The 12,223-nt window shown below is 69.5% G+C and carries 6 protein-coding genes, 2 rRNA genes and 2 pseudogenes; 7 read left to right on the top strand and 3 right to left on the bottom strand.

The features are described 5' to 3' along the window. Together ACZ3IL_RS09220 and rrf are read left to right on the top strand one after the other, a co-directional pair. Window positions 1-2,364: ribosomal RNA gene (locus tag ACZ3IL_RS09220) — 23S ribosomal RNA — on the top strand; the annotation flags it as partial. Window positions 2,365-2,439: 75 nt separating this feature from the next. Then, a 5S ribosomal RNA gene (gene rrf / locus ACZ3IL_RS09215) occupies window positions 2,440-2,556 on the top strand. A 364-nt stretch (window positions 2,557-2,920) separates the two neighbouring features. Here rrf and ACZ3IL_RS09210 read toward each other — a convergent pair. The 3 genes and pseudogenes from ACZ3IL_RS09210 to ACZ3IL_RS09200 all read right to left on the bottom strand — a co-directional run. Continuing rightward, window positions 2,921-3,125, bottom strand: a pseudogene (locus tag ACZ3IL_RS09210) (DUF58 domain-containing protein); the annotation flags it as partial. Next, a pseudogene (locus tag ACZ3IL_RS09205) lies at window positions 3,099-3,584 on the bottom strand (AAA family ATPase); the annotation flags it as partial. The pseudogenes ACZ3IL_RS09210 and ACZ3IL_RS09205, both read right to left, overlap by 27 nt. A gap of 384 nt (window positions 3,585-3,968) precedes the next feature. Beyond that, window positions 3,969-5,180: a DUF7544 domain-containing protein gene (locus tag ACZ3IL_RS09200; protein ID WP_467388161.1), complete on the bottom strand. Its 1,212-nt coding sequence runs from the start codon at window positions 5,178-5,180 to the stop codon at window positions 3,969-3,971. Window positions 5,181-5,511: 331 nt separating this feature from the next. Here ACZ3IL_RS09200 and mtrA point away from each other — a divergent pair, with 331 nt between their 5' ends. The 5 genes from mtrA (at window position 5,512) to hpf (ending at window position 12,058) form a co-directional block, all read left to right on the top strand. Next, on the top strand, window positions 5,512-6,189 hold the full coding sequence (gene mtrA, locus ACZ3IL_RS09195; protein WP_010356958.1) for a two-component system response regulator MtrA: 678 nt from the start codon (window positions 5,512-5,514) through the stop codon (window positions 6,187-6,189). Window position 6,190: 1 nt separating this feature from the next. Next, a complete protein-coding gene (gene mtrB / locus ACZ3IL_RS09190) occupies window positions 6,191-8,200 on the top strand; it encodes an MtrAB system histidine kinase MtrB (protein WP_467388159.1) in 2,010 nt (669 codons plus the stop codon). Next, window positions 8,190-10,058 (top strand): LpqB family beta-propeller domain-containing protein, encoded by a 1,869-nt coding sequence (locus tag ACZ3IL_RS09185; RefSeq protein WP_467388157.1) that lies wholly within the window; start codon window positions 8,190-8,192, stop codon window positions 10,056-10,058. Before mtrB ends, ACZ3IL_RS09185 begins: the two co-directional genes overlap by 11 nt. A gap of 206 nt (window positions 10,059-10,264) precedes the next feature. Further along, the gene (locus ACZ3IL_RS09180) at window positions 10,265-11,044 is read left to right on the top strand and encodes a ComF family protein (protein WP_467388155.1); all 780 of its coding nucleotides are present in this window, start codon (window positions 10,265-10,267) and stop codon (window positions 11,042-11,044) included. 318 nt (window positions 11,045-11,362) lie between these two features. Continuing rightward, on the top strand, window positions 11,363-12,058 hold the full coding sequence (hpf, locus tag ACZ3IL_RS09175; RefSeq protein ID WP_467388153.1) for a ribosome hibernation-promoting factor, HPF/YfiA family: 696 nt from the start codon (window positions 11,363-11,365) through the stop codon (window positions 12,056-12,058). Window positions 12,059-12,223 lie beyond the last annotated feature (165 nt).

Genomic DNA, 12,223 nt, shown 5'->3' with positions numbered 1-12,223 from the left:
AGTAGCGCGCTCAAGACCCGAAGCGGAGTGATCTAGCCATGGGCAGGTTGAAGCGGAGGTAAGACTTCGTGGAGGACCGAACCCACCAGGGTTGAAAACCTGGGGGATGACCTGTGGTTAGGGGTGAAAGGCCAATCAAACTCCGTGATAGCTGGTTCTCCCCGAAATGCATTTAGGTGCAGCGTCGTGTGTTTCTTGCCGGAGGTAGAGCACTGGATAGGCGATGGGCCCTACCGGGTTACTGACCTTAGCCAAACTCCGAATGCCGGTAAGTGAGAGCACGGCAGTGAGACTGTGGGGGATAAGCTCCATGGTCGAGAGGGAAACAGCCCAGAGCATCGACTAAGGCCCCTAAGCGTACGCTAAGTGGGAAAGGATGTGGAGTCGCAGAGACAACCAGGAGGTTGGCTTAGAAGCAGCCACCCTTGAAAGAGTGCGTAATAGCTCACTGGTCAAGTGATTCCGCGCCGACAATGTAGCGGGGCTCAAGCGTACCGCCGAAGTCGTGTCATTGCAGCACATACTCCCAACGGAGGCTGTGATGGGTAGGGGAGCGTCGTGTGCCGGGTGAAGCAGCCGCGGAAGCGAGTTGTGGACGGTTCACGAGTGAGAATGCAGGCATGAGTAGCGATACACACGTGAGAAACGTGTGCGCCGATTGACTAAGGGTTCCTGGGTCAAGCTGATCTGCCCAGGGTAAGTCGGGACCTAAGGCGAGGCCGACAGGCGTAGTCGATGGACAACCGGTTGATATTCCGGTACCCGCTTTGAAACGCCCAATACCGAGCCCATTGATGCTAAGCCCGTGAAGCCGTTCCGGACCCTTCGGGGAATGGAAAGTGGTGGAGCCGGCGGACCAAGGTGGTAGTAGGTAAGCGATGGGGTGACGCAGGAAGGTAGTCCAGCCCGGGCGGTGGTAGTCCCGGGGTAAGGGTGTAGGCCGTGTGATAGGCAAATCCGTCACACACGAGGCTGAGACCTGATGCCGAGCCGATTGTGGTGAAGTGGATGATCCTATGCTGTCGAGAAAAGCCTCTAGCGAGTTTCATGGCGGCCCGTACCCTAAACCGACTCAGGTGGTCAGGTAGAGAATACCGAGGCGTTCGGGTGAACTATGGTTAAGGAACTCGGCAAAATGCCCCCGTAACTTCGGGAGAAGGGGGGCCACGTCTGGTGAGGGAACTTGCTTCCTGAGCTGGGGGTGGCCGCAGAGACCAGCGAGAAGCGACTGTTTACTAAAAACACAGGTCCGTGCGAAGCCGTAAGGCGATGTATACGGACTGACGCCTGCCCGGTGCTGGAACGTTAAGGGGACCGGTTAGTGACCTTTCGGGGTTGCGAAGCTGAGAACTTAAGCGCCAGTAAACGGCGGTGGTAACTATAACCATCCTAAGGTAGCGAAATTCCTTGTCGGGTAAGTTCCGACCTGCACGAATGGCGTAACGACTTCTCGACTGTCTCAACCATAGGCCCGGTGAAATTGCACTACGAGTAAAGATGCTCGTTTCGCGCAGCAGGACGGAAAGACCCCGGGACCTTTACTACAGTTTGATATTGGTGTTCGGTTCGGCTTGTGTAGGATAGGTGGGAGACTGTGAAGCCGTGACGCCAGTCATGGTGGAGTCGCCGTTGAAATACCACTCTGGTCGTGCTGGATGTCTAACCTCGGTCCGTGATCCGGATCAGGGACAGTGTCTGATGGGTAGTTTAACTGGGGCGGTTGCCTCCCAAAGGGTAACGGAGGCGCCCAAAGGTTCCCTCAGCCTGGTTGGCAATCAGGTGTTGAGTGTAAGTGCACAAGGGAGCTTGACTGTGAGACCGACGGGTCGAGCAGGGACGAAAGTCGGGACTAGTGATCCGGCGGTGGCTTGTGGAAGCGCCGTCGCTCAACGGATAAAAGGTACCCCGGGGATAACAGGCTGATCTTCCCCAAGAGTCCATATCGACGGGATGGTTTGGCACCTCGATGTCGGCTCGTCGCATCCTGGGGCTGGAGTCGGTCCCAAGGGTTGGGCTGTTCGCCCATTAAAGCGGTACGCGAGCTGGGTTTAGAACGTCGTGAGACAGTTCGGTCCCTATCCGCTGCGCGCGCAGGAATATTGAGAAGGGCTGTCCCTAGTACGAGAGGACCGGGACGGACGAACCTCTGGTGTGCCAGTTGTCCTGCCAAGGGCATGGCTGGTTGGCTACGTTCGGGAGGGATAACCGCTGAAAGCATCTAAGCGGGAAGCCTGCTTCGAGATGAGTATTCCCACCCACTTGATGGGGTAAGGCTCCCAGTAGACGACTGGGTTGATAGGCCGGATGTGGAAGCCCAGTAATGGGTGGAGCTGACCGGTACTAATAGGCCGAGGGCTTGTCCTCAGTTGCTCGCGTCCACTGTGTCAGTTCTGAAGCAACGAACTCCCGTGCCGGTCGAGTTCGTGAACTTCATAGAGTTTCGGTGGTCATAGCGTTAGGGAAACGCCCGGTTACATTCCGAACCCGGAAGCTAAGCCTTTCAGCGCCGATGGTACTGCAGGGGGGACCCTGTGGGAGAGTAGGACACCGCCGAACAATCATTGTGGGAAAGCCCCGCACCTCATGGTGCGGGGCTTTTCTGCGTTCCAGAACCTTTTCCGGGTCTGTTTCGGGACATGGGGTCCCGAAGGGGCGCGGGGCCGGACGGCGTTCGGAGACGGCCGACCGTCCTCAGGACGAGGTAGGCGCCCGTCAGAGCCGGGGTGGGAACGCCGGCAACGGTGTCGACGCGGCCCGCCGAGGTGCGGCCGGTGTTCCAGGACGTAGCAGGGTGTGGCGGTCGCGCTCGGGCCCCCAGGCGAACGAACGGGTGCCGTTGCCGAGGACGTGTACTCGCGGAGGTTGCTGAACCCTGGCAGAGGTTGCTGAACCCTGGTGGCCGCCCTGGCGGGCCGCGAGGCCGAGAGGATGGGTTGACGACAGCAAGCTGGTCTTCTGTCGCGTCACCGAGTCGAACGGATGTGTCACCGCTTCGGGTGAATTGAAGCTTTCGTACTGGCGTGGCCGGAGCGTAGTCGCACAGTATTGCGAGTGAGGGGGGCGCGTTCACCGCGGGCATCCCCCGTCCAGCCAGGGGCGAGGGTGCCGACACCGGGGGCCTTCACCTCACCCGGGGTGGTGTGGTCCCGGCCGGTCGGCGAGGCCCGGGCGCGAGTGGTGGAGAGCGGGGCGGTGGCCGGCTCGGGGAGAGGCCCCGAGCACGAATGAGGGGGACGTACACGTGGCACGGCAGATATCGAGGACGTAGCCGACGATCCCGACGGAGACCGAGGTTTCCGTGACGGTGGTCCGGACGGTTTCCGGTTCAACGGGGCCCGCGACGAGGCAGACGTCGACGGCCTTCAGGCCGCGGGGATCGAAGCCCTCAGTGTGACGGGGGAGGACCTGGACCTCGTCCGCGCATGGGGGGAGAGATCCTCAGTCTGACCAGGAAGCAGCCCAGTTGGGCTTTCGGCGGGGGCAGGTGCCCTCGTACTCGACGGGGGTCTGGGAGCGGCGACCAGGAACGGTTCGGGCAGAGGACGCGGCGTGCCGTCGACCGTGACCTGACGTTCCTCGACGGCGGGGTCCTGGCCGACCACCGCCTTCGCGATCTGGGTGCGCAGGGCCGCCCCGGGTACGGGTCACGATCCGCAGGGCGGAGACGGCACGGTCACGGTCGACGGCCTTGCGGTAGAGGTGGGGAACGGCCCTCGGTGGCTTCGGAGGAGGCGTCGTACAACGAGGGGAGGCACTGGACGCGGAGTCGAAGGGGCCGCCGAGTCGCTTTCAGGAGCGGTTGAGGCCGCGCTGGAGGAGGTTCGGGCCGTTCTCGTGGCGCCCCCGGGTCGGACAGCTCCCGCTCCGCCGCCTCGCGGGCGGGGGCGCGGGAGATGCCCACCGGTGCGTCGTCGTCGGCACGCGGGCGTGCCGGTGCCGCGGCCACTCCCCCGGTGGCCGCCACGGCATCAGCCCCCGACGGCCTGGTCGCCGGGGGAGGGGTCGCGGTCGGGAAGATCCGCGGCCCGGATCAGTTCGAGGTCCAGGGCTTCCCGGCGGATGCGCTGGTCCACGTAGAGGAGGACCGTCACGCCGGCCCAGATGGGGTAGGTGAGCGCGCTGGTGAGCACGCCGCCGATGCCCGTCACGATCAGGAACGGCCAGCCGAAGGTGGTGGAGGTGCCGGTGAGCATGCCGGTGAGGCCGTCACCGTCGGCCGCGATGCCGACCAGGAGGAAGGGGATCGACACGATCAGGGTGAAGAGGTAGATCAGCAGCTGGGTGAGCAGGAGGATTCCGAAGACCCGCCACCACGAGCCCTGGACCAGCTTCGCCGAGCGCTTCAGGGACTGGACCACGCTGCCGCGCTCCAGCATCAGGGCGGGGAAGGCGAGACCGAAACGGACCAGCAGCCAGACGAACACCACCAGGGCGGCGAGGCCGCCGAGGAAGGTCAGGGCCACGCCGGGGGCGCCGCCGACCAGGAGACCGGGAAGCAGGCCGACGACCATGACGGCGACGCTCATCGCCGCGAGAAGCAGCGTCAGGCCGAGCAGGCGGAGCAGGCGCGGCCGGGCCTCCTGCCAGGCGGAGGACAGCGAGACCGGGCGGCCCAGGAGCGCGCGGCTGACGACGACGGTCAGCAGGGCGCTGCTGACCAGGGACGCCATCAGCGTCACGAGCAGGACCGGCCCCGTGCCGATCAGGGAGGACCGGACCGACTCGAGCATGTACTCCAGTTCCTCGGCGGGCGTGGCATTCGGGCTGAGCGGCGGGACCTCCGGCATCAGATACCGCTGGGCCAGGACGCCGGCGGTCTCGGAGATCACCGCGACCGTGACCGTGATGGCGAGCACCGTGCGCCAGTAGGCGCGAAAGGTCCTCGCCGCGCCCTCGAGGATCTCGCCCACGCCCAGGGGGCGCAGCGGGACGACGCCGGGTTTCGGGGCGTACGGCTTGCCCCAGGGGACGCCGGCGGGCCCGCCCCCGTTCCAGCCGGGGCCGGGAGGCGGCGTCGGGCCGGCCGGCGGGGACCACCGGCCGGCGGGCGGCTGGTCCTCGGACCACTGGGAGGCGGAGGCGTTCGCGTCGGCCGGGCCGTCGGGCCTGGGGACGCCGGAGCCGTCCCGGCCACCGGAGGGGGCGGGTCCGGGCGGGGTCCGGCCCGGAGTGTCGTTCACGGTCGTCCACCTCGGGAGAATGGTCGCGGTGCCGGATCGGCGAACCGGCTCGGTCACGGCGGCCGACACCTGGCACGGCGGCGGGCCGGGTGCCATCGTGCCACGCGGGCTCCACCGGCGGGCGGGGGCGGTCCTGTCCTTCGTACCTTCCTCCGGACCTTCATTGTGCGGACGACAGGCGGCACACTGTGCGGATGCCCGATCCGGCCGCGCGAACCGTGCGGCGGCGGGCCGAGCGGGGTCGTCCTCCACAAGATCACGACCCGGGCAGGGGGAGACGCTGTGGGACAGGTCACGGCAGGTAACGATTGGCTAATGGGATGATGTCGATATGAAGGGACGCGTTCTTGTCGTCGACGACGACACCGCACTGGCCGAGATGCTCGGCATCGTGCTGCGGGGTGAAGGGTTCGAGCCGTCGTTCGTCGCGGACGGTGACAAGGCGCTTGCCGCTTTCAGGGAGGCGAAGCCCGACCTGGTGCTGCTGGACCTGATGCTGCCCGGCAGGGACGGCATCGAGGTGTGCCGGCTCATCCGGGCCGAGTCGGGAGTGCCGATCGTCATGCTGACGGCCAAGAGCGACACGGTCGACGTGGTCGTGGGGCTGGAGTCCGGCGCCGACGACTACATCGTCAAGCCGTTCAAGCCGAAGGAGCTCGTCGCCCGCATCAGGGCGCGGCTCCGGAGGTCCGAGGAGCCGGCTCCGGAACAGCTCACCATCGGTGACCTGGTCATCGACGTCGCCGGGCACTCCGTGAAGCGGGACGGGCAGTCCATCGCCCTGACCCCGCTGGAGTTCGACCTGCTGGTCGCGCTCGCGCGCAAGCCCTGGCAGGTCTTCACCCGTGAGGTCCTGCTCGAACAGGTGTGGGGCTACCGGCACGCGGCCGACACCCGGCTGGTGAACGTGCACGTCCAGCGGCTGCGCTCGAAGGTCGAGAAGGACCCCGAGCGGCCGGAGATCGTGGTGACCGTCCGCGGTGTCGGTTACAAGGCGGGACCGAGCTGACATGAGCAAGGGCAGTGCTGCTCCGAAGCCCGGGGACCCGGGAGACCGTGCGGGGCGGGCTGCCGGACCGGGGCGGGGGGGCTCGCGTTCCGGCCGTCTGCCGCGAGGCGGACGGCTCCTCCAGGACGGGGCGAGGGGAGGGCCGGTCTTCCGGCTCTTCGCGCGCTGGATCCGCCGCCCCCTGCTGCCCGCCGTGCGGCTGTGGCGGCGGAACATCCAGTTGCGGATCGTCGCGGGCACCCTGCTGATGTCCCTCGGTGTCGTGCTGCTGCTCGGCCTCGTCGTCATCGGCCAGGTCCGCAACGGTCTGCTCGAAGCCAAGGAGAAGGCCGCCCAGAGCCAGGCCGCGGGCGGTTTCTCCGCCGCCCAGGACCGGGCGGCGACCACCCCCTCGACCCCCGGCCAGCAGGACGGCGGCCGGGCCGGCGCCCCCGTGAACTGGCGCTCCACCCTGGTCGAGCAGCTCGCCAGCGGTGGTCAGAGCGCCTTCAACGTGGTGGCGCTCTCCCTCGACACCGGCGACACCGCGAGCCGTGGCGTCCGCGCCTCCGGCGAGGTCGACCCGGCCACCAGCATCCCCACAGACCTGCGGCGCTCGGTCGCCCAGGGCACGGGCACCTTCCAGAAGTTCACGCGCATCCACTACACCAGCAGCAAGGCGTCCGAGCCGGGGCTGGTGATCGGCAAGCGGCTGAACGACGCCGAGGGCACCCAGTACGAGCTGTACTACCTCTTCCCCCTGACGCAGGAGGAGGACTCCCTCACCCTCGTGAAGGGGACCCTGGCGACCGCCGGTCTCTTCGTGATGGCGCTGCTCGGCGCCATCGCGTGGCTCATGGTGCGCCAGGTCGTCACGCCCGTCCGCATGGCCGCGGGGATCGCCGAGCGGCTTTCGGCCGGCCGTCTCCAGGAGCGGATGAAGGTCACCGGCGAGGACGACATCGCACGGCTCGGCGAGGCCTTCAACAAGATGGCCCAGAACCTCCAGCTCAAGATCCAGCAGTTGGAGGAGCTGTCGCGGATGCAGCGCCGGTTCGTCTCGGACGTCTCGCACGAGCTGCGCACCCCGCTGACGACCGTCCGGATGGCCGCCGACGTCATCCACGAGGCCCGCGTCGACTTCGACCCCGTCACCGCCCGCTCCGCCGAACTCCTCGGCGACCAGCTCGACCGCTTCGAGTCGCTGCTCTCCGACCTCCTGGAGATCAGCCGTTTCGACGCGGGAGCGGCCGCGCTGGAGGCCGAGCCGATAGACCTGCGGCAGGTCGTGCGCCGGGTCATAGGCGGCGCCGAACCCCTCGCCGAGCGCAAGGGCACCCGGATCGTGGTCGTGGGCGACCAGCAGCCCGTGGTGGCCGAGGCGGACGCCCGCCGGGTCGAGCGGGTCCTGCGCAACCTCGTCGTCAACGCCGTCGAGCACGGCGAGGGCCGGGACGTGGTGGTCAGGCTGGCCGCCGCGGGCGGGGCCGTCGCCGTCGCCGTCCGCGACTACGGCGTCGGGCTCAAGCCGGGCGAGGCGACCCGGGTCTTCAACCGCTTCTGGCGCGCCGACCCCGCCCGCGCCCGCACCACCGGCGGCACCGGTCTCGGCCTGTCGATCGCCGTCGAGGACGCCCGGCTGCACGGCGGCTGGCTCCAGGCCTGGGGCGAGCCCGGCGGGGGTTCGCAGTTCCGGCTCACCCTGCCGCGCACCGCGGACGAGCCGCTGCGGGGCTCCCCGATACCCCTGGAGCCCGAGGACTCGCGCCGCAACCGCGAGCAGACGGCCGCGGGCCGGGCGCAGGAGAACGCCCGCCGTGCGGCGGTGCCGGCGCAGGCGGCGGGGGACCGGCCGGCGCTCCCCGTACCGCCGAGGCCGTTCCGGGCGACCGTCGATCCGACGGCGCTGCCCGGCAGCGGCTCCCGGGTGGTGCCGAGGGCGGCCGCGGACACCGACGGCGGGGCGGGCGCGACGGCGGGACGGAACGGGAACGGGAACGCCGAGCGGGAGGACGGGACACATGGGAGCTGACTCCCGAACGGAGCGCGCGGGGCGGGCACGGGGGACGCGCGCGGTGCTGCTCTCCGCGTGCGGGGCGCTCCTGGCGACCGGCTGCGCGACGATGCCCGACAGCGGGGACGTACAGGCGGTGAAGGGCTCCACCACGGGCGACTCGCAGGTACGGGTCTACGCCGTCGCACCGCGGGAGAACGCGGACCCGGGCGAGATCGTCGACGGCTTCCTGGAGGCCATGACCAGCGACGACCTCGGGTTCGCCACCGCCCGCAAGTACCTGACGCAGCACGCCGCGCAGACCTGGAAGCCGGAGGAGAGCATCACCGTGCTCACCACCGCGCCCAGCCGCGAACAGGCCGACCGCAACGGCGACCCGGAGAAGGAGGGGCGTTCCTACTCCCTCACCGGCCGCAAGATCGCGACCGTGGACGCGCGCCACGCGTACCAGCCGATCAGTCCCACGGAGTACCTGCAGACGATCCACGTCGTGCAGCAGCCGACCGTCAACGGCAAGGGCAAGGAGTGGCGCATCGACAGCCTCCCGCCCGGCCTGGTCCTCGGTGAGGCCGACTTCCTCCGGAACTACCGGTCGGTCAACAAGTACTACTTCGCCTCCGGGGAGGACTGGGTCGTCGCCGATCCCGTCTACATCCGGCAGCGGCAGGACCCGGTCACCCGGATGGACCCGGTGACGCAGACGGTCAAGGCGCTGCTCGACGGTCCCACGGACTGGCTGAAGCCGGCCGTCGACTCCAGCTTCCCCTCCCGCACGGGGCTGAGGAAGGGCGTCACCACGCTGGCGACGGACGACCAGTCCACGCTGAGGGTGCCGCTCGACTCCGGGGCGGACCGGGCCGACGGCCCGGCGTGCCGGCGGATGGCGGCGCAGCTGCTGTTCACCCTGCGCGACCTGCCGTCCGTACGGGTCGAACAGGTGGAGCTCGTGGGGTCGAAGGGGTCGCTGTGCCGGCTGGGACAGGGGCAGGCGGCCGAGTTCGCGCCGGTCCGGAACACCGGCCGCGGGGAGAACGCGTACTTCCTCGACGAGCACGACAAGCTGAGGAAGCTGATGGTCGGGGAGAGGGAGACGATCGCCCCGGTCGAGGTGCCGGGACCGTTCGGCAAGGGTCCGACGCGGCTCGGTTCGGTCGCCGTCGACCGTGACGAGACCCGGGCCGCCGGGGTCGACGGGACCGGACAGCACCTGTTCGTCTCCTCCATCACGGTGGAGACGGGGCAGGACCCGCAGCCGGCCGTTCTGTCCAGCAAGGGCGTCAGGACGGCGGACCGGCTCTCCGCGCCCAGCTGGGACGGCAGGGGCGACCTGTGGGTCGCCGACCGCGATCCCGCCGCGCGCCGGCTGTGGATGGTGCCGGGGGGCACGGGCAAGCCCGTCGAGGTCCGCACGCCGTGGCTGGGGGACGGCCGCATCGAGTCGCTGCGGGTCTCCGCCGACGGCGTCCGGATGGCCCTGGTGGTCAGGCGGGGCGAGCGCACCACCCTCCAGATCGGCCGGATCGAGCGGCGGTCGACGGACGACGAGAGCGTCGTCTCGGTGGCGGACCCCCAGCCCGCCGCGCCCCGCATGGAGTCGGTCACGGCGGTCTCCTGGGCCGGACCGAGCAGGCTCGTCGTCGTCGGCCGGGAGGCGGGGGGCGTGCAGCAGATCCGTTACCTCCAGACGGACGGCTCGACCGCCGCGTCCTCGGTGCTCCCCGGCCTGAACGGGGCGGCCTCGGTGTCCGCGCCGCACAACGAGTCGGCGGCGACCCCGGTGGTGGCCGACGCCGAGGACGGCATCGTCCGGCTGTCGCCGGGAACGAACTGGCAGCCGGTGGTGAAGACCGGCAGTTCCCCCGTCTACCCCGGCTGAGACGCGTCGCGGCCCTCCGCGGCGCGCTTGGGACGCCGGACCGCCGCCGGGCAGGGCGTGCGCCCGGCGCGCGAAAGGCCCTACCTGACGTACTCCGGGGCCGGTGAGGGCCTCCTGAGGAGGCCGGGACGGGCCTCCCGGCGAGCGCGGCCCGGGGGTTGTCCACAGGGGTGGCCGGGAGCCGGGGGAAGGCGCACAGTGGAGCCATGCGGGGGTGGTGGCGCGAGATCGCCGGGCTGGTCCTGCCGGTCGCCTGCGGAGGCTGCGGCAGGCCTCGGACGGAGTGGTGCCCGGAGTGCGCGGAGGCGCTGACCGGGGCGGCGCCGCGCCGGGTGCGGCCCGAGCCCGAGCCCGCCGGACTGCCCGTGGTCCACGCCGCCGCGCCGTACGCCGGCGCGGTACGGGAACTGCTCCTCGCCCACAAGGAGCGCGGGGCGCTCGCGCTGGCCGGTCCCCTGGGCGACGCGCTGGCGGGCGCCGTGGCGGCCGTGGCCGGGGCCCTGGGCGAGCCCGCCTCCGGCCCGCTGGTCCTCGTGCCGGTGCCGTCCTCCCGCCGCTCCGTGCGGGAGAGGGGACACGATCCCACGCGGCGCGTCGCCCTGGCCGCGGCGGCCGGGCTGCGGCGCACGGGACGGCACGCGACGGTGGCTCCCGTCCTGCGCCAGCGGCGGTACGTGGCGGACCAGGCCGGACTGGGGGCGCGGGGGCGGCTGGCGAACCTGGCCGGGGCGCTGGAGGTCGTCCCGGGCGGCGGGCGGCTGCTCGCGGCGGGGAGGGTGGTCCTGGTGGACGACCTGATGACCACGGGCGCGTCCCTGGCGGAGGCGGCGCGGGCCCTCGGCACCGTACGCCTTCCGTCCGCCGGGGGAATGCCGCGCGGCTCCGGGGAAAGGCGGACACAGCACGGAACGAAACAGCGGGCGGCGGCTGTCGTGGCATCCTCTCCCGCTTCTTTCGAAATAAACCGGAACTCGGCAAGATCTTGAATCGTTGCAGGTGGTGAACGGTGAAAGCATCCGAACGGAGGTATGTGGCGGCAGCGGGTGCCGACACCCGTCCGAAGGGGCTATGTTCGGTTGTGAGGAATGACGAAAGTCATCGCCTCACCGAATACATGGTTGCGCCCGAGGACAGGAGTGCAGAGCGAATCAACTTCCTGTCGACGGGGTGGGGATCTTGTCGACCGGGGAGGAGGAGGCGAAAGTCGCCAAGTCCGAACTCCGGTAATCCACCGGAGTCTGGTGCAAAGGGAGATGCCCGGCGGCCGGGGTGCCGATCCGGGCGATCCGGGAACGGAGTTCTGCGTGGACATCGTCGTCAAGGGCCGCAAGACCGAGGTGCCCGAGCGGTTCCGCAAGCACGTGGCCGAGAAGCTGAAGCTGGAGAAGATCCAGAAGCTCGACGGCAAGGTGATCAGCCTCGACGTCGAGGTGTCCAAGGAGCCCAACCCGCGGCAGGCCGACCGGTCCGACCGCGTGGAGATCACCCTCCACTCCCGCGGCCCGGTGATCCGGGCGGAGGCCGCGGCGGGCGACCCGTACGCGGCGCTCGACCTCGCCAGCGACAAGCTGGAGGCGCGGCTGCGCAAGCAGCACGACAAGCGGTACACCCGGCGCGGCAACGGCCGCCTCTCGGCGGCGGAGGTCGGGGACGTGGTGCCCGGCGTCGCCCAGTTCGACGGGGACGGCAATCTCGTCGCGGACGAGACCGACGACGTGCCCACCAGGATGGTGGGCTCGATCGAGGTCCAGGGCGACGGGCCGCTGGTCGTCCGGGAGAAGACCCACACGGCCGCGCCGATGACGCTCGACCAGGCGCTCTACGAGATGGAGCTGGTCGGGCACGACTTCTATCTCTTCGTCGACTCCGACACCAAGCAGCCGAGTGTCGTCTACCGGCGGCACGCGTACGACTACGGCGTCATCCACCTGGAGAGCGACCCGCTCGCCCAGAGCGACCCGCTCGACGACGGCGGCGCCGGCGGTGCGCTCGGCGGCTGACCGCCGCCCGCGCCGACCCGCATCCCGAGGTGCCCCCGGAGCGCTCAGCGCGCCGCCGGGGGCACCCCCGCGCGCCCGGTATCACCCCGTCGCCGCCGGGGCATGAAATCATGGCGTGCACGCCAACCGGCGCTCTTCGGGTGCCGGTTGGGGACCGGAAACGAA

Source organism: Streptomyces sp. NPDC014907, from assembly GCF_055562975.1.
This window is presented reverse-complemented; position numbering and strand designations above follow the sequence as displayed.